At 61.7% G+C, this 16996-nt stretch carries 14 protein-coding genes and 1 pseudogene; 9 read left to right on the top strand and 6 right to left on the bottom strand.

Annotated elements, in window-relative coordinates:
* The first annotated feature begins 17 nt into the window (after positions 1-17).
* The gene (locus ACL0K2_RS00615) at positions 18-1358 is read left to right on the top strand and encodes a short-chain fatty acid transporter (RefSeq protein ID WP_413043521.1); all 1341 of its coding nucleotides are present in this window, start codon (positions 18-20) and stop codon (positions 1356-1358) included.
* Between the two features lie 231 nt (positions 1359-1589).
* Here ACL0K2_RS00615 and ACL0K2_RS00610 read toward each other — a convergent pair whose 3' ends face one another.
* Both ACL0K2_RS00610 and ACL0K2_RS00605 read right to left on the bottom strand, forming a co-directional pair.
* Entirely contained in the window at positions 1590-2747 is a 1158-nt protein-coding gene (locus tag ACL0K2_RS00610; protein ID WP_413044410.1) for a methyl-accepting chemotaxis protein, read from the bottom strand.
* A gap of 3 nt (positions 2748-2750) precedes the next feature.
* Positions 2751-3134: pseudogene (locus ACL0K2_RS00605) on the bottom strand (cache domain-containing protein); the annotation flags it as partial.
* Positions 3135-3937: 803 nt separating this feature from the next.
* On the opposite strand from ACL0K2_RS00605, the gene ACL0K2_RS00600 reads away from it, so the two are divergent.
* The 4 genes from ACL0K2_RS00600 to ACL0K2_RS00585 are packed head-to-tail and all read left to right on the top strand — an operon-like array spanning position 3938 to position 8727.
* The gene (locus ACL0K2_RS00600; protein ID WP_413043520.1) at positions 3938-5476 is read left to right on the top strand and encodes an MBOAT family O-acyltransferase; all 1539 of its coding nucleotides are present in this window, start codon (positions 3938-3940) and stop codon (positions 5474-5476) included.
* Between the two features lie 22 nt (positions 5477-5498).
* A complete protein-coding gene (locus tag ACL0K2_RS00595) occupies positions 5499-7418 on the top strand; it encodes an HAD-IIIC family phosphatase (RefSeq protein ID WP_045161864.1) in 1920 nt (639 codons plus the stop codon).
* Positions 7415-7663 carry an acyl carrier protein gene (locus tag ACL0K2_RS00590; RefSeq protein ID WP_045161863.1) on the top strand — a complete coding sequence of 83 codons (249 nt, stop codon included), beginning with the start codon at positions 7415-7417 and terminating at the stop codon, positions 7661-7663. Before ACL0K2_RS00595 ends, ACL0K2_RS00590 begins: the two co-directional genes overlap by 4 nt.
* A gap of 2 nt (positions 7664-7665) precedes the next feature.
* Complete coding sequence (locus ACL0K2_RS00585) at positions 7666-8727, top strand: hypothetical protein (protein WP_413043519.1); 1062 nt, start codon at positions 7666-7668, stop codon at positions 8725-8727.
* A gap of 60 nt (positions 8728-8787) precedes the next feature.
* On the opposite strand, the gene fahA is transcribed toward ACL0K2_RS00585, so the two are convergent.
* Together fahA and hmgA are read right to left on the bottom strand one after the other, a co-directional pair.
* A complete protein-coding gene (fahA, locus tag ACL0K2_RS00580) occupies positions 8788-10110 on the bottom strand; it encodes a fumarylacetoacetase (protein WP_413043518.1) in 1323 nt (440 codons plus the stop codon).
* 16 nt (positions 10111-10126) lie between these two features.
* On the bottom strand, positions 10127-11431 hold the full coding sequence (gene hmgA, locus ACL0K2_RS00575) for a homogentisate 1,2-dioxygenase (protein WP_045161861.1): 1305 nt from the start codon (positions 11429-11431) through the stop codon (positions 10127-10129).
* A gap of 116 nt (positions 11432-11547) precedes the next feature.
* Here hmgA and ACL0K2_RS00570 point away from each other — a divergent pair, with 116 nt between their 5' ends.
* A complete protein-coding gene (locus ACL0K2_RS00570) occupies positions 11548-12348 on the top strand; it encodes an IclR family transcriptional regulator (RefSeq protein WP_045161860.1) in 801 nt (266 codons plus the stop codon).
* 168 nt (positions 12349-12516) lie between these two features.
* Here ACL0K2_RS00570 and ACL0K2_RS00565 read toward each other — a convergent pair whose 3' ends face one another.
* Positions 12517-13506 (bottom strand): zinc-dependent alcohol dehydrogenase family protein, encoded by a 990-nt coding sequence (locus tag ACL0K2_RS00565; protein WP_413043517.1) that lies wholly within the window; start codon positions 13504-13506, stop codon positions 12517-12519.
* A gap of 107 nt (positions 13507-13613) precedes the next feature.
* Between ACL0K2_RS00565 and ACL0K2_RS00560 the strand changes: the two genes are divergently transcribed.
* The 3 genes from ACL0K2_RS00560 to ttdR all read left to right on the top strand — a co-directional run bounded on the left by ACL0K2_RS00560 (position 13614) and on the right by ttdR (position 16276).
* Positions 13614-14531, top strand: coding sequence for a LysR substrate-binding domain-containing protein (locus ACL0K2_RS00560; RefSeq protein WP_413043516.1), 918 nt, complete (start codon positions 13614-13616; stop codon positions 14529-14531).
* Between the two features lie 165 nt (positions 14532-14696).
* The gene (locus tag ACL0K2_RS00555) at positions 14697-15242 is read left to right on the top strand and encodes a DUF4256 domain-containing protein (RefSeq protein ID WP_413043515.1); all 546 of its coding nucleotides are present in this window, start codon (positions 14697-14699) and stop codon (positions 15240-15242) included.
* A gap of 119 nt (positions 15243-15361) precedes the next feature.
* Positions 15362-16276 (top strand): L-tartrate utilization transcriptional activator TtdR, encoded by a 915-nt coding sequence (gene ttdR / locus ACL0K2_RS00550; RefSeq protein WP_045162060.1) that lies wholly within the window; start codon positions 15362-15364, stop codon positions 16274-16276.
* A 111-nt stretch (positions 16277-16387) separates the two neighbouring features.
* On the opposite strand, the gene leuD is transcribed toward ttdR, so the two are convergent.
* On the bottom strand, positions 16388-16996 hold the full coding sequence (leuD, locus tag ACL0K2_RS00545; protein WP_413043514.1) for a 3-isopropylmalate dehydratase small subunit: 609 nt from the start codon (positions 16994-16996) through the stop codon (positions 16388-16390).

The following is a 16996-nucleotide window of genomic DNA, read 5'->3' as shown; positions in this document are numbered from 1 at the left end:
ACAAACAGGATCCAACGATGCTTCACACCATCACAGCAATGAGCGTGAAACTGGTTCAGCGCTATCTTCCCTCACCGTTCGTATTCGCCATTCTGCTCAGCCTCATCGTGCTCGCCGCCAGCATGCTGGTCACCGGTCAGGGTTTGCCTGCCATGGCTAAGCACTGGGGTACGGGCTTCTGGAACCTGCTGACCTTCGCCATGCAAATGGCCCTGATCCTGGTCACAGGTCATGCCTTGGCCAGCGCGCCCTTGATTCATCGTCTTCTCGCCGGTTTGGCGCGAACCGCCAAGACACCTGGCCGCGCCGTGGTATTGGTCACCCTGATTGCACTGGCCGGCTCCTGGATCAACTGGGGCTTTGGCCTGGTCATCGGTGCCGTGTTCGCACGCGCACTAGCGCGGGAGGTCAGGGGTGTGGATTACCCGCTGCTGGTCGCGGCGGCCTACTCCGGCTTCCTGATCTGGCATGGTGGGCTGTCCGGCTCCATTCCACTGTCCCTCGCCACCGGTGGCGCGGACCTGGAGCGCATGAGTGGCGGCGTCGTGACCGCTGCAATAGGCGTTGGCGATACCCTGTTCACCCCCATGAACCTGACCATCATTGCCCTGCTCGTCATCGGCCTACCCATCCTCAACTGGGCCATGCATCCGAAGCAGCCGAAGGTCGCCGACCCCGCTATGCTGCTCGATCCCGCACACGAGCCATTGCCTCGCAGCACCCTGGCGCAGCGCCTGGACGACAGCCGTATCCTCAACCTGATCATCGTCGCGCTGGGTGTCGTCTACTTCGGTTACTACTTCGCCGAGAACGGCTTCGCGCTGACCCTGAACATCGTCATCGGTCTGTTCCTGTTCATCGGACTGGCATTGCATGGCTCGCCAGAGCGCTACATGCGCGCGGTGCAGGACGGCATCGGCGGGATCAGCGGTATCGTCATCCAGTTCCCCTTCTATGCGGGGATCATGGGCATGATGGTCGGCGCCAACGCTGACGGCCTATCGCTGGGCAAGCAGATCACCGATACCTTCGTCGCCTGGTCCTCGGCCGACACCTTCCCAGTGCTGGCCTTCCTCAGCGCCGGCCTGGTCAACGTCTTCGTGCCATCCGGCGGTGGCCAGTGGGCCGTGCAGGGTCCGATCATGCTACCAGCGGGCCAGGCACTCGGTGTGGCACCCGCCGTCACAGCCATGGCAATCGCCTGGGGCGACGCCTGGACCAACATGATTCAGCCGTTCTGGGCGCTGCCGATCCTCGGCATCGTTGGCCTGGGTGCGCGCGACATCATGGGCTACTGCCTCCTGATGCTGGTCTACTCGGGACTGGTGATTGCTGGCTGCCTGTATTTCTTCGGCTGACACATACGAGCCAATCTTCAGCCTCACGTAGGGTGGATCACGCTTCACCGATCCACCGAGCGGCGCCACGGTGGATGTAAAAGCGACATCCACCCTACGGAGCTGAACCTCTTCGGCTGCTAGTGACCGGCACTTTGAGAACGGACGGCCTTCATGAAAAACCCCGCAAAAGCGGGGTTTTCTTTGAGGCCGAGCTGATCTGGCGAAGCAGCGCGTCAGATCAGGCTACGATCAGATACGGAACTGCCGGACCAACCCACCCAGACGTTCGCCAACATCGGCCAGATTGCGCGCGGTGCGTGCGCCCTGCTGGGTTTCCTCGGCGACATTTTCCACCGCCGTAGCGATCTGGTGCACGCTGCGGTTGATCTCTTCAGCGACCGCGGTCTGCTCCTCGGCGGCGCTGGCGATCTGCGCGTTCATACCGTTGATGGTGGCGATCAGGTGCGCAATGGCATCCAGCGATGCACCAGCCTGGTTGGCCTGCGCGCTGCTGGCGTCACCCGCCTCACTGGAACGGCTCATGGCGGCCACGGCCTGCTTGGTCCCGGTCTGCAGGCGATCGATCATGCCCTGAATTTCTTGGGTGCTCTGCTGGGTCCGGCTGGCCAGCGCGCGAACTTCATCGGCGACCACGGCAAAGCCGCGGCCCGCTTCACCAGCCCGCGCAGCCTCGATGGCGGCGTTCAGCGCCAACAGATTGGTCTGTTCGGCGATCGAGCGGATCACGTCGAGCACGCCGACGATGGCATGCACGTCCTGTTGCAGCGCGTCCAGCGACGTACCGCTGGTGCGGATTTCTTCTACCAGCGAGTGAATCTGACGAATGCTGGAGTCCACCACGGACTTGGCCTGTTGGCCTTCCTGGTCGGTCTGCTGTGCGGCTTCGGCAGCCCCCTGAGCGCTGTGTGCGACTTCCTGGGCGGCGGCGGACATTTCGTTGATCGCCGTGGCGACCTGATCGGTTTCCTGCCGCTGGGTTTCCATCGCGGTTTCGGAACGCTGCGCCTGTGCCGCTACTTCGGCGACCATGCCCGTCAGTTGCCCGGTCATCTCCGCGACCTGGCTGACCATGGTGTGGATCTTGCCCACGAAGCGGTTGAAAGAACTGGCCAGCTGGCCCAGCTCGTCGTTACGGTCTTCCGGCAGGCGGTGCGTCAGGTCGCCTTCACCGGCAGCGATGTCGTCCAGTTGCGCACGAATCACCTGGATCGGCTTGACGATGGAGTTGCTGATGACCACGCCAGCGATGCCCAGCGCCACCAGCATCACGCCGGCGATCCCGAGGATGCTGGTCAGGATCGAATTGACCCGGCTATCGATTTCCTTGCGGACCTCGTCCAGCGCCAGTTCGATACCGTCCAGATTGACTGCCGTGCCCAACGCCATGTCCCACTTGGGCAGGTAGTAGCTATACGCGAGCTTGGGTACCGATACTTTTTCGTTGCCGGGGAGCGGAGAAGAATAGTTCACGAAATAGGTGTTGTTCTTGGCTACCGCCACCAGCTCACGGTTGATGTAAACACCGTTCGAGTCGCGGCGATCGTTCAGATTGGCACCGACATCCACCGGGCTGTCGCCACGGAACAGGCGGACCACGTTGGAGTCGTGACCGAAGAAGTAACCGTCCTTACCGAACTTGATCTTCGACAGAATGGCGATGGCCTGAGCACGGCTGGCCATATCACCCTGCGCCGCAGGCTCGTAGAGGTGAGCGACACTGCTCACACCGATGCGTATGTAATCCTCGAGCCGGGCACGGCTCTCGTCGATCATCCGCTCGCGAGTGCTTTCCAGCTCCTCGTCGGCAAGCGAGTGAAGGATTTTCGCCACCGCGCCACTGAGTACCAGAGCAAACAAGGCAACGGGTATCAGTGCGAGCAACAGCACCTTCAGTTTCAGGGTCATGCGCATAAGAAGCTCTCGATGAATGATCGGTACTCATTCATCGGCTGAGCAGTTAAATACTTCAGCACCCGCATGCAGAAAACCCCCGATCACCCCGGCTTCTGTGATCAAGGTCAACTTGTCGATCAGTATCAGCGTTTGGAGCTGGCGTTCCGACTATGCGTCCGCTGCGGAAGGTATTCGGATGACACGGCCTGAATCGACATTTCCTACATCGCCACGGGAAGGAACGCGACGGCGTGGCCGTGGCAATTTCCGGCCGTTGTCGAGCCATGCGCTAGCTGCGAGTTCACTGCGCTCAAGCGCTTCTTTTTTTCTGTATGTGACGACACGTCACGGCGACACCATCCGTCTTCGCTTGCAGAGGCTTTGGAAGCCCCGTTTCGCTTGATATCAGGGGCGATATCCACTCGTCCGGGTAGAGCCCCAGCCGGATGAGCGGCGCAACTTTTTCTTACAACTCCGTGTCATTGTTAACAGACAGAGCCGAGCATTCCGTGCAGTGAAAAGGACTGGGTCTGCCGCAGCGCCGCCCTAAACGGCCTGCAACCGGGAGAGTTTCAGCGGCGCGCCGTTAGATTGCGGTTTATCGGGCTTCGCGATTCATCCGTACAAAACACCGCTCTATTCCGAAGGGCGGTCGTGGATGTTCAGGGATAAGGAAATGGACGATGCTCTTCAACTCCATGGTTTTCATCGCCGGGTTTCTTCCGGTGGTTCTTCTGGGTTTCATTGTTCTAGCAGGTTCCGGTAGGCAGCGTTACGCAGCCATCTGGCTGACGTTAGCGTCGCTTGTTTTCTACGGCTGGTGGAATCCCGCTTACGTGCCGCTGCTGATGGGCAGCATGGTGGCGAACTACTTTATCGGCGGCTACCTGATGCGCCGGCCCTCGCGGACGGGTTTGATTCTTGGCGTCGCCGCCAACGTGGCACTGCTCGGCTACTACAAATACACCGGATTCCTGTTCGGCACGCTCGATGCCACCTTTGGCCTGGGCTGGTCGGTAGGCGACATCATTCTGCCGCTGGCAATTTCCTTCTTTACCTTCCAGCAGATCGCCTACCTGGTAGATGCCCATGACGGTGAGGTGACCGAGCACGACTTCGTCAACTATTGCTTGTTCATCAGCTTTTTTCCGCAGCTGATCGCGGGTCCCATTACCCATCACGGCGAGATGCTCAAGCAGTTCAACGACAGCAGCACCTTCCGCCCGCGACTCGACAACATCTCGCTGGGGCTCACCATATTCCTGCTTGGCCTGTTCAAGAAGGTGATCATCGCCGATCCGTTGGGGGCGAAGACCTCCCCGATCTTCACCGTAGCCAGCGACGGTATCGTGCCGGCCTTCTACGATGCCTGGTTCGGCGCCCTCACCTATACCTTGCAGATCTATTTCGATTTTTCCGGCTACAGCGACATGGCCATCGGCCTGGGACTGTTGTTCGGTCTGCGACTGCCGGTCAATTTCAACAGCCCGTTCAAAGCGCACAACGTCATCGATTACTGGTCGCGCTGGCACATGACCCTCACGCGCTTCCTGACCGCCTATATCTACAACCCCATCGTCATGCGGATCACACGCTCGCGCATGGCCGCCGGCAAACCACTGCCGCGCCGCGGCAAGATGAGCCTGAGCACCTTCGTCGTGCTGGTCGCCTACCCCACCGTGCTGACCATGTTCGTCTCGGGCGTCTGGCATGGCGCGGGCTGGCAATTCGTCGTATTCGGCCTGCTGCACGGCTTCTATCTGGTGGTTGCCCACGGCTTCAGGGCGCTCAAGGCGCGCAAAGGCCTGCCAATGGACAGCGAGAACGTCCTCTATCACGCCGCGGCCGTGCTGCTGACGTTTCTCTGTGTCGTGGTCGCCATGGTGTTCTTCCGCGCCGACAGCGTTGCGACTGCGATGACGATGCTGTCCGGCATGGCCGGACTGAGCGAGCAGAGTGTCAAGTTCGACAAGTCTGACTACTTCCCCGTGGTGATTCTGCTCGCGTTCGTCTGGCTGATGCCCAACGTGCAGCAGTGGATGTCGCGCTTTCGCGCCGCGCTGGATGCGCAACCTCGCGAGCACTGGCTGTTGCGCTGGTTTCCGATTGCTTTGTGGAGCCCGACGCCGGTGATTGGCTTAGCCGTAGGCGTGCTGGGGTTCTTTGCGCTGGCCGTGGCGTTCTCTGTGGCTCCAACCGAGTTTCTCTACTTCCAGTTCTGATATTCAAAGGAGTGAATGGCTAATGGATCAGCTTCTCTGGCTACCGCAGCATACTGACCTCAGTGCCGCCATCGGCGAGGCCAAGCGCGCTACCGATCCGCTCGCACGGCTCGTCGAAGCCATCCGGCTGGCGGGCTATCGTCGCGACTTCACCCAAACGATTCGCCTGGACCGGCTGGCAAGCGAAGGGCTGCATGCCATAGCCAACAGCGAAACGCCCACAGCGGGATTGCGCTCCCTGCGGATCGCGCTGCTGTCATCACATACGGTGGACCACCTCGTTCCGGCCATCCGGGTCGCCGGCCTGCAGCGGCGCCTGGCGATCTCGGTAAAGGTTGCGCCGTATGGCATGTACCGTCAGGCGTTGCTCACGGAAGACGCTGAACTGGCCCGCTTTGCTCCGCAGTTGATCGTGCTGGCGCTCGATGCCCGCGACGCGCCGCTGCGGCTGCCCCTGGATGCCTCGCAGGAAGAGGTCGAGGCGGCGGTGACCGAGCGTGTCGACGAGTTGCGCCTGCTTTGGCGCCGCGCCCGCGAGCGTTACGCCGCGCAGGTGGTGCAACAAACCATCGTACCCGCCGACCCGCCGCTCTTCGGCTCGTTCGAGGCCCTGGTGCCGGCCTCGCCCGGTGCCGTGATCGAGTGCTTGAATGCAGCCATCCGCGCCGCGGCCCGCAAAGACGGCGTGCTGCTGATGGACCTTGCCTGGGAAGCGGCACGTGGCGGCTATGGTGATGGCTTGGCCGAACCGCTGCGCTGGCACCAGGCCAAGCAACTGGTCAGCCCCAACCTCGCGCCGCTGTATGGCGACCAGTTGGCTCGCATCGCCGCGGCGAGCGTCGGCCTGTCGCGCAAATGCCTGGTGCTGGATCTGGACAACACGCTGTGGGGCGGCGTGATCGGCGACGACGGCGTCGACGGCATCCATCTCGGCCAGGGCTCGCCCAGCGGCGAGGCCTATCTGGCGTTCCAACGCTATGCGGCCCTGCTGGCCCGGCGCGGCATCATCCTTGCGGTGTGCAGCAAGAACGACCTGAGTGTGGCCGAAGCAGCCTTCAACCACTCGGAGATGGCACTCAAGCGCAGCGACATCGCAGCGTTCGTGGCGAACTGGGAAGACAAGGCCGGCAACCTGCGGCGCATCGCCTCGATGCTGGACATCGGCCTGGACAGCCTCGTCTTCGTCGACGACAACCCGGCCGAGCGCGACATCGTGCGGCGTGAGCTGCCGGAGGTCGCGGTGCCCGAGCTGCCGGACGATGTAGCCGACTATCCTGCTCGCGTGGCGGCGGCCGGCTACTTCGAGGCGGTCTCCTTCACCTCGGACGATGCCACCCGCGGGCGCAACTATGCACTGAACGCCGAGCGCAAGGCAGCGATGAGCCAGGCGACCGACATGGAAGGCTACCTGCGCGGGCTGGAAATGGTGCTGACCGCCACCCCGATCGGCACTGCCGAGCTCGCCCGCAGCACTCAGCTAATAAACAAAACCAACCAGTTCAACCTCACCACCCGCCGCTACAGCGAGGCAGAAGTCGAGCGTATCGCCGGCGATCCACGCTCGGTGGCGCTGGCGATCCGGCTGGCCGATAAATTCGGCGACAACGGCTTGATCAGCGTGGTGCTGGCGCGCCCTGATGCCAGTGTTGGGGCGGATGAACTTCTGATCGACAGCTGGCTGATGAGCTGCCGGGTGCTCGGTCGACAGGTCGAAGACGCGGTGCTCGAGGTGCTCGCTCGCGCGGCCGTCGCAGCCGGCTATCGCGCGCTGATCGGCGAGTATCGCCCGACCGAGCGCAACGGAATGGTCGCCGAACACTATCCGCGGCTCGGATTCGCCCAGCATCCAACACCTGCCGATGCGACGAGCGACGCGACCTTCTGGCGCTTCGCACTCGACTCTATCCGCACTTCCCATCATTTCATCGAGGTATCAGCATGACCGAAGCAGAAGTACTCAAGGCGCTCACCCCGGTTTTTCATGACGTATTCGACGACGACAGCATCGTGCTCTCACCGGACATGACCGCCAACGACATCGAGGGCTGGGACAGCCAGACCCACGTCATGCTCACCGTTGCGGCCGAACAGCGCTTCGGCATCAAGTTTCGGACCGCCGAGCTGGAATCGCTGCGCAACGTAGGCCACTTCGCCCAGGTCATCAGCGCCAAACTCGAAGGAAAATAGCCATGGCCCATACCGCTGAATTTCCCAAGGACGGAAGCACCATCGAAAGCGGAAAAGCAAGCACGGCCAGCGCGCCGGGCCAGGTGCGTTCGCGGTATCTACTGTCCTTGTTCGCCGGCTTGTTCGGTGCGTTGGCCCTGTTCTGTCTAACGCTGCTGGTGCTGGACCGAACCGGCAATCTGCCGCCGCCGGCCTTCTCGAACATCTCCTGTGCGGACGAGAAGCTCAGCTTCATGCGCGACAACCCGATTCAGTCACCGAACCTTCTGATAATCGGTTCGTCTGTGGCCTGGCGTCACGTCGACGGTAATGTGCTGGTGCAGACGATGCCGGAACTCCGCCCCATGAACGGCGCGTTCTGCGGTCTTTTCGCCAATCAGTCCACGTACGTGGGCAATTGGTTGCTCGATCGCGAGCCCAGCATCCGCAGCGTCGTAATGATCGCTGACCCACAGGATTTCGCTGGCTGCTGGCGCGTGCCGACTGCCGTGTTCAACCGCGAGCACGTCGATCCCTACGTCTATGAAAAAGCATCTCCCTGGAGCCACTACCTGCGCTATTTCTCACCGAAGTCACTGGTACGCAACGCACTGACGGTGAAGGCCCAACGAGCCGGACAGATCGAGTGGGATCCGCTGGTATTCAACCGGTTCGGCGATGGCCCGCTGGATACCCCCAACACTCGCGAGTTGTTATATGGCCGTCCGGAGCCGCTGGATCGCAGCTGCTTCAAGGCGCTAAGGGACATGGGCACACGCCTGCAGCAGGAAGGTCGACGGCTGATGGTCGTTTCAACCCCGCTGCATCCGGAATGGAAAGAGAAATACGACCCGGACGGCACTTTTCTGGCCGACTTCGACAGGCGCGTCCTGAACTCTATCAGTGCCACCGGTGCTACCTACTGGAACGCCGACAAGGATTGGAAAACACCGGTAACCTCGTTCGTCGATGCTGTTCATTTGCGCTGGTCGGCGGCCCAAGAATTCACCGCCGCGCTCGCCGAGCAGATGCGCAACGCAGCGACCGGCCCGGCACCATCGATGGAAACCGCCCGGGTGCCCTGATAAATCGGCGCGAAAAAAGCCCGGTTGCCGGACCGGCAACCGGGCTTCATGAGAACCGCTTCAGCGCGAAGCGGGTAGCACCCGACCGCGGCATTCGCCGAACCCGATTGCGCCATACCCCTCGCGCTGGCAGCGCGCCCTGAAGACGATCTCATCGCCGTCTTCGAGGAAGGTACGGGTTTCGCCGCTCGCCAGTTCCAGCGACTGTTTGCCGCCCTGGGTGATCTCCAGCAGGCTCCCGCAGCTATCGGTGGTCTCACCGGACAACGTGCCGGAGCCGAACAGATCGCCCGGCTGCAGGCTGCAGCCGTTGACGCTGTGGTGGGCGATCATCTGAGCCACGGTCCAATACATGTTGCGCGTGCTACTCAGGGTGATGCGCTGCGCCGGCAGATCCTTGTCGCGCATGGCCTGGGTCTGCAGCAGCACCTCCAGCTCGATGTCCAGAGCGCCCTGCCGCTGATCCTTTTCGTCATACAGATACGGCAGCGGCTGAGGATCGCCTTCGGGACGCGCCGGCTGCGCGCAGCGGAACGGTTCCAGGGCCTCGGGCGTTACCACCCAGGGCGAGACGCTGGTGGCGAAACTCTTGGACAGGAACGGCCCCAACGGTTGATATTCCCAGGCCTGCAGATCGCGCGCCGACCAGTCGTTGAGCAAACAGTAACCTGCCACGTGAGCACCCGCTTCGCTGATCGAAATCGCCTCGCCTCGGGCATTGCCTTCCCCGATCCAGATTCCCAATTCCAGCTCGTGATCCAGGCGCTTGCTGGGGCCGAAATTCGGCTCGCTGGCGCCAGGCGGCAGCGTCTGGCCATTGGGCCGCTTGACCGTGGCGCCGGACACATCGATGGTCGATGCACGACCGTGATAGCCGATGGGTACGTATTTGTAGTTCGGCAACAAGGGATTATCCGGGCGGAACAACTTGCCGACGTTGTTGGCGTGGTGGATGCCCACATAGAAGTCGGTGTAGTCGCCCACCTTGGCCGGGAGATGCATCTGACATTGGCTCATCGGCTGCAGCAGGGTTTCGCCCATGGCGCGCAGACGATCACGGTGCTCGCAGGTCTCGGCGAGCAAGCCTTGCAACGCCTCGCGCAACGCTTTGCGAGCCGACGCCCCCAGCGCGAAGAAGGTGTTGAGGCTGCTGGCGCTGGCGGCCTTCGCCGCTTCGGCGGCGCGCCCTTCGAACAGGCCTGCATCGCAAGCTGCGGCCAGGTCGAGAATGCAGTCGCCGATCGCAACGCCGCCGCGCGGTAGCCCGCCGTTCCGGCTGAAGACCCCCAGCGGCAGGTTGGCGAGGGAAAAGTCCGAATGGCCATTAGCCGATTCGACCCAACTGCGTAGTCCCTTTTCCGCGGTTATGTTTTGTTCGGTCATGGTCTGTGCAGTCCTGTTATTTCTGTTTCTTGTCGAAAGTCTTGGCCAGGCCAGCCCAGCAGCTGTCGTAATCGTCCTGCAGTTGCGGGCTTTCCAACGCCTGGCGCGTGGGGCGAAGCACCTGGCCGGTTTCGAACATGAAGGCCATGGTGTTCTCGATCTTGTGCGGTTTGAGTTCGGCGTTGATCGCCTGTTCAGTCGACACGTGATCCGGGCCGTGGGCGCTCATGCAGTTGTGCAGCGAAGCACCACCGGGCGAGAAACCGTCGGCCTTGGCATCGTAGGCGCCATCGATCAGGCCCATGAATTCGTTCATCAGGTTGCGGTGGAACCACGGCGGTCGAAAGGTGTTTTCCGCCACCATCCAGCGTGGCGGGAAGATCACGAAGTCGATGTTGGCCATGCCGTGGATGGCGCTGGGCGAGGTCAGTACGGTGAAGATCGAGGGATCCGGGTGGTCGAAGCTGACAGTGCCGATCGTGTTGAACCGGCGCAGATCGTACTTGTAGGGCACGTTGTTGCCATGCCAGGCGACCACGTCCAGCGGCGAGTGCCCGAGCTCGGTGGCCCAGAGTTCGCCGAGGAATTTCTGCACCAGCTGAACGGGTTCGTCGCGCTCTTCGAATTGCGCAACGGGCGCCAGGAAGTCACGCGGATTGGCCAGGCCGTTGCTGCCGATCGGCCCCAGATCCGGCAGACGCAAGGCACAGCCATGGTTCTCGCACACGTAGCCGCGGGCAGTCGTGTCCAGCAACTCGACGCGAAAGCGCATGCCGCGCGGGACTACCGCGATCTCAAGCGGGCCCACCTCGAGCACGCCCAGTTCGGTGACCAGCTTCAGCGCACCTTGCTGCGGCACCAGCAACAGTTCGCCATCAGCATTGAAGAAGACTCGCTCCATCGACACGTTCGCCGCGTAACGATAGATGCTCGCTCCCGCCGGCTGGTCGGGCTCGAAATTGGCCGCCACACACATCAGACCATCGAGGAAATCCGTCGCGGTCTCAGGGAATGGCTCGGGGTTCCAGCGCAGCCGATTGGGTGTGACCGGTCCCAGCTCGCTGCCGAGCTGACGATCCAGACGCTGATACTGGCCATGGTTGGCCGAAGGACGGATTCGATACAGCCAGGCCCGACGCGCTTCGCTGCGGGGCACGGTGAAGGCCGTGCCGGAGAGCAACTCGGTGTAGAGGCCGTACGGCACCTTCTGCGGGGAGTTCTGGCCGACCGGCAGCGCGCCCGGCAAGGCCTCGCTACTGAATTCATTGCCGAAGCCGGACAGATATCGAGCAGTTTCACCAGATTGTTGTTGTCGTTGCATAGCTGTATCTCTTTAGCGTAATGCGTTTACGCAAAAAGTAATTTGAACTCACCGAGGCGTCAAGCTATAAACAGCGCCTTCAGAAAAGTGGCCGCAGACACAGGACAGCTGAACTCATGGCAGACAGCAACGCGGATACGGCGCCTCGCCGACAGAAAGTACAGGCCGCCGAGGTGGGCACGGACATCCTCACTGCATTGGCCGAACTGGCTCCTGCCACGTCACTGTCGCGCCTGGCCGAACACGTCGGCATGCCCGCCAGCAAGGTCCATCGTTATCTGCAGGCGCTGATGGCCAGCGGCTTCGCCGAGCAGGATCCGCTGACCAATCACTACGGCTTGGGCCGCGCTGCCTTGTTCGTCGGGCTGGCCGCGCTGGGCCGGCTGGACGTGGTCAAACTGGCCACGCCGCATCTGGCGCAACTGCGCGACGAGCTCAACGAAACCTGCTTTCTCGCCGTCTGGGGCAACCGCGGGCCGGCCGTCGTGCATGTCGAGCAGGCGGTCCGGGCCGTCACGCTGGTGACGCAGGTGGGCTCGGTGCTGCCGCTGCTGGGTTCGTCCACCGGTTTGGTGTTCAACGCCTTCATGCCGAATGCGGAAACGGCCGAGTTGCGCGAGGAAGAAATGAAGCTCCCGTCCGCCCCTTCCTCCACCGCCCTGTTCGCCACCATGAGCGAACTGCAACGCACCCACATCCAACCCGTGCACGGCCTGCTGATGGCAGGCGTCAACGCACTGTCCGCGCCGCTGTTCAGCGGCAATCAGCGGTTGGCGGGCGTCATCACGATAGTCGGCGCCGAGCCAGGCTTCATGGCAGAGGTGGATGGCGAAGCGGCGCAGCGCTTGCTGGGCGCGGCTAGGAAAATCAGTGCCCGGATGGGAGCGGGTTCGTTCACTCCATCGGCGGATGAATGAACCGCGGGAACGAACCACCGGATACCAGGCACCAGGGCACGTCGCAGAAACATAGGGCGTGGAGCTTGGCGGCAGCTTCCCACCAAAGCAGATGACGGGGCGAGCAGTGAAGCGACATCTGCACCACACCTTGCTCGCCACCACCCATAGCCCGCACCGCCCTGGCACCTATAGCGTAACCACGACCTTGCCAAACTGCTCGTTCGATTCAACGAAGCGATGCGCTTCAGCTATCTGCTCGAAGGGAAGCACCTTCGCGATCACCGGACGCAGCACACCTGACTCCAGACCGTTGAGAATAAAGGTCTTGGCCGCCTGGAGACGTGCGCGGTCAGTGGTGATCTCGTGCACGAGGTAACCACGCAGAGTGAGCGACTTGCTGAGCACCGTGAATAGCGGGAACGGCGTTGGCTCCGGGCTGAGCCCACCGTATTCGAGGAGAATACCGCCTTGCGCCATCGCTTCGGTCAACGGCTCGAACAGCGGGCCGCCAATAGGGTCCAGCACTACCCGTGCACCCCTTGGGCCTGTGATTTCCTTGAGACGGACAGCAAGATCCTCCTCTGCCATCGCAATCACATGGAGGGCACCGGCCGCACTCAAAGCGGATCGTTTGGCTGATGTGCGAGTGACGGCGATTGGCGTTGCGCCCACCAGATTGGCGATCTGGATAGCCGCCAGGCCGACGCTGCTGGAGGCTGCCGTCACCACCACGAAGTCATCCTTGCCGAGCTCGGCGATGTCCACCAGCGCGCCGTAAGCGGTGAGGTACTGCATCCAGATCGCCGCAGCCTCCTCCCAGGCAAGAACAGGCGGATGCTTGACGATCAGTTCGGCAGGAAACAGCGCCAGCTCGCCATATGCGGGCCAACGGACCATGGACTGCGGCGGCACTACACTGACCGCGTCCCCTGGCTCCAGCCCTTCCACCTCTTCACCCACACTCTCGACGATGCCCGCCGCCTCCAGTCCAAGCCCCGAGGGGAAGATGGCTTGCTCGATATAACGCCCCTCGCGCAACAGCGTTTCCGCCCGATTGATTCCCAACGCCTTCACGCGTATCCGGACTTCTCCCCGTCCCGGCTTCGGTATATCCACCTGCTCGATGCATAGGACTTCGGGGCCGCCATGTTCGTGAAACCGCACTGCTCGCGTCATTTCCTGCCTCCAAAATAGAAACCAAATGGATGCAATCAACTATCCCAAGCCCGGATATGCGTGATAAATGACGGATAAGATAAAACACTCGAAACCAGGAGTTTCCAATGGACCGGCTCACCAGCATGGCGGTATTCGTCAGGGTCGTCGAACTCGGGTCTTTCGCTGCCGCAGGCAACGCTCTGGACCTTTCCGGGCCTATGGTGGGCAAGCACATTCGCGCGCTCGAAGAGCGCCTCGGCGTGCGGCTGATTTCCCGGACCACGCGGCGTCAAAGCCTGACGGGTATCGGCAATGCCTACTACGAACGCTGTCGGGCGATCCTCGCGGAAGTGGAACTGTCCGAGGCGCTCGCCGCTGACCATATGGCCGAGCCAAGGGGGAAGCTGAGAGTCACGGTGCCTGTACACTTCGGTAGACACTGCGTCGCGCCGGTTCTGCTGGAACTGGCCCGGCAATACCCCGCCCTCGAACTCGATATCTCTTTCAACGATCGGCTCTCGGACCTGGCCGAAGACGGCTTCGACCTTGCGATCCGCACCGGCGTCCCGGCGGATAACACCAACCTGGTGGCGCGACGCGTTGCAAGGCAAACCATGGTGGTCTGCGCCGCCCCCGGCTATCTCCTGGAACATGGCCAGCCACAGCGGATCGAGGACCTAAGCGAGCATCAAGCCATCGCCTATCGACGCTCAGGCCCGGTGGCGCCCTGGCTATTTCCCCACGATGGTCAAGCACCTCTGGAAATTCTGCCCCGTTACCGCCTATGCCTGGACGACCTCGACGCGATAGCTGACGCAGCAACCACTGGCATCGGCCTGGCCTGGCTTCCCTACTGGCTGGTACATGAACGCATCCTTGCCAACACACTGGTGCAGGTGTTTCCCCAGCAGCCAGGCCATCTCTACGATGTGTACGCGCTCTGGCTGCAAACCCCACGGCTACCGTTGAGAGTGCGTCTCGCCGTCGATGCATTGGCCGCACAGCTGCCAGGCAGTGCCCCACTCATCCGCGACGTCGAATGAATCTGCAGACACATCGGTCGGTCCGTCATGCCTCGGGCAAAACAGACGGAACAAGACCGCTACGAGCACCTGCTAATCTGCCAGTCATTTCATCAGTCGCACGGCTCGGATGGGTTCTGCGCTGAACGATCGTATTCGAGATGACACGTCAGGGAGGTTGCGGACATGAATGCAAAGCAGCGAGAGGCGCTAATTGGCACGCTGAAGGTTCGCTTCGAGGCGAACATGTGCCGGCATGAAGGTATTGAATGGCCTCAGGTGTGTACCAGGCTGGAGGCTTCGCCGGAAAAACTGCAAGCGCTGCAGAACATGGAGAGCACTGGCGGCGAGCCAGACGTGATAGCTCGCGATACGGACACGGGCGAGATCATCTTCGTCGACTGTTCTGCCGAAAGTCCCGCTGGCCGTAGAAGCCTCTGTTATGACCGGGCGGCCCTGGACTCAAGAAAGGAGAACAAGCCGGCCAACTGTGCTACCGAGATGGCTGCCGACCTGGGCATCGAGATTCTGACGGAAGCCCAGTATCGGGACCTGCAGAAACTAGGCTGCTTCGATGCCAAGACCTCCAGCTGGGTGCAAACACCCTCTGCCATCAGAAAGCTTGGGGGTGCGCTCTTTTGTGACCGTCGCTATGACTGTGTTTTCGTTTATCACAACGGCGCGCAATCTTATTACGCCGCGAGGGGGTTCCGCGGCGCGTTGGTGGTCTGAGCAGGCGGCCAGCTTGGATGTTTGGTGTGTGGATTTAGGGGAGCGGACTCGTCTGATAAGCCCAGCTGTCACCATGTTATATTCACCAAACGTGAAACAAATAGGTGGAACCTGGCGCCGTGAACACACTTCGTGATCAATTGCCATTACCGGAAGACCTGCGGGTTTTCCTCACGGTAATTCGCAAACAGAGCTTTGCCGGGGCTGCGGATGAGCTTGGGGTATCCCCCGCCTATATCAGCAAGCGCGTCCAAATTCTGGAAAGCGCACTGAAAGCGCGGCTGCTGCACCGCACCACTCGCCGTATCGCTTTGACTGAGGATGGCGAACGCGCTCAACGCTGGGCCGTGCGCATCCTGGGTGATTTGGACGACCTGTTCGACGAACTCTCGCAAGCACGGCAGACCCCGAGGGGATTGCTGCACATCAGCAGCTCGTTCGGATTCGGCCGTAACCACGTCGCGCCAGCCATTTCCTTATTGGCGGAGAGCTATCCTGAATTGGAGATCCGCCTGGAGGTGTTCGACCGCGTCGTTGACCTGGTCGGCGAAGGGTTCGACCTTGAGATTCGCGTCGGCGACGACCTGCCGGGGCAGCACATCAGCAAACGCCTGGTGACCAACAAACGGATTCTCTGCGCCACACCCGAATACCTCGCTCGGCGCGGCACGCCGCAAAGCCTCGACGACCTCCAACGCCACGATTGTCTGGTATTGAAAGAGCGTAACAACGCATTTGGCGTCTGGGCGCTGGATCGTGCCGGCAAGCAGCATAGCGTTCGCATCAGCGGCCCGCTGTCCTCGAACAACGGAGAAATCGTGCTGCAATGGGCGCTGCACGGTAGAGGGATTTTGCTGCGCTCGTTATGGGACGTGAGGCCGCTGCTGGAAACTGGCGAGTTGGTACAGGTGCTACCGGACTACAGCCAGAGCGCGAACGTCTGGGCAGTCTACCCGACGCGCCTGTCCAACTCGGCCAAGCTAAGGGTCTGTGTGGAATTTTTAGAAGAACACTTCCGCGCGATTTCACTGTAATCCGCACAGTACTGTGCGACGCGCCGACGCGAATGACGTCTCACAGGCCCCGCTGGGCTGGTTCGCCCTGGGCCAAGCCGGGCCGAAGCCAGGGCCGGACCAGGGCATTAATCAGGCGAGCCAGGGGTTGGCCTGCAGGTGCCGGATCTCGAACGCCTTGATCTGATCGGTGCGCTGCAAGGTGCTGCCAATGGCGTCCAGCCCGAGCAAGAGGGCTTCTTTGCGCAACGCGTCGATGGCGAACTCGATCGACCATCCTTCCTGAAGCACTATCTTCTGTTCGCCGAGGTCGATGCGAATCGTCGCGAACTCAGGCCGGGCGACCAGTTGCCCGACCTCACGCAGTTCCGCATCGCTCAGCTGGATCAGCAACAGGCCATTGCGCTGACAGTTATCGAAGAAGATCCCAGCGAAGCTGGTTCCGATCAATGCGCGGATGCCGAGCTGCTTGAGCCCCCAGACCGCATGTTCGCGGCTCGAGCCACAACCGAAATTGGGCCCGACGACCAGAAAACTGGCCTCGTTCCAGGGCCGCTGATTGAGCACGAAGTCCGGGTTCGGCTCACCGTTCGGCAGCCAGCGCAGATCGAAGAACACGCCGCGATCGAGACCGTTGCGGTCAATACCCTTGAGGAACTGCTTGGGCATGATCACATCGGTGTCGACATTGGCCGCCAACATGGGGGCAGCCGTGCCGCTAATGGTAACGAAGGGTTCCAT

The sequence above is a fragment of the Pseudomonas sp. YJ42 genome, assembly GCF_047225135.1.
Classification (GTDB): domain Bacteria; phylum Pseudomonadota; class Gammaproteobacteria; order Pseudomonadales; family Pseudomonadaceae; genus Stutzerimonas; species Stutzerimonas stutzeri_E.
The sequence above is the reverse complement of the archived record's forward strand: the minus strand, read 5'-3'. Positions and strand labels throughout refer to the sequence as shown.

What these genes read in the sequence shown, in the direction of transcription:
- ACL0K2_RS00615 (WP_413043521.1), top strand. Translation starts at nt 18, where the DNA reads ATGCTTCACACCATCACAGCAATGAGCGTGAAACTGGTTCAGCGCTAT.
- ACL0K2_RS00610 (WP_413044410.1), bottom strand. Translation starts at nt 2,747, where the DNA reads ATGGCGTTGGGCACGGCAGTCAATCTGGACGGTATCGAACTGGCGCTG.
- ACL0K2_RS00600 (WP_413043520.1), top strand. Translation starts at nt 3,938, where the DNA reads ATGCTCTTCAACTCCATGGTTTTCATCGCCGGGTTTCTTCCGGTGGTT.
- ACL0K2_RS00595 (WP_045161864.1), top strand. Translation starts at nt 5,499, where the DNA reads ATGGATCAGCTTCTCTGGCTACCGCAGCATACTGACCTCAGTGCCGCC.
- ACL0K2_RS00590 (WP_045161863.1), top strand. Translation starts at nt 7,415, where the DNA reads ATGACCGAAGCAGAAGTACTCAAGGCGCTCACCCCGGTTTTTCATGAC.
- ACL0K2_RS00585 (WP_413043519.1), top strand. Translation starts at nt 7,666, where the DNA reads ATGGCCCATACCGCTGAATTTCCCAAGGACGGAAGCACCATCGAAAGC.
- fahA (WP_413043518.1), bottom strand. Translation starts at nt 10,110, where the DNA reads ATGACCGAACAAAACATAACCGCGGAAAAGGGACTACGCAGTTGGGTC.
- hmgA (WP_045161861.1), bottom strand. Translation starts at nt 11,431, where the DNA reads ATGCAACGACAACAACAATCTGGTGAAACTGCTCGATATCTGTCCGGC.
- ACL0K2_RS00570 (WP_045161860.1), top strand. Translation starts at nt 11,548, where the DNA reads ATGGCAGACAGCAACGCGGATACGGCGCCTCGCCGACAGAAAGTACAG.
- ACL0K2_RS00565 (WP_413043517.1), bottom strand. Translation starts at nt 13,506, where the DNA reads ATGACGCGAGCAGTGCGGTTTCACGAACATGGCGGCCCCGAAGTCCTA.
- ACL0K2_RS00560 (WP_413043516.1), top strand. Translation starts at nt 13,614, where the DNA reads ATGGACCGGCTCACCAGCATGGCGGTATTCGTCAGGGTCGTCGAACTC.
- ACL0K2_RS00555 (WP_413043515.1), top strand. Translation starts at nt 14,697, where the DNA reads ATGAATGCAAAGCAGCGAGAGGCGCTAATTGGCACGCTGAAGGTTCGC.
- leuD (WP_413043514.1), bottom strand. Translation starts at nt 16,996, where the DNA reads ATGGAACCCTTCGTTACCATTAGCGGCACGGCTGCCCCCATGTTGGCG.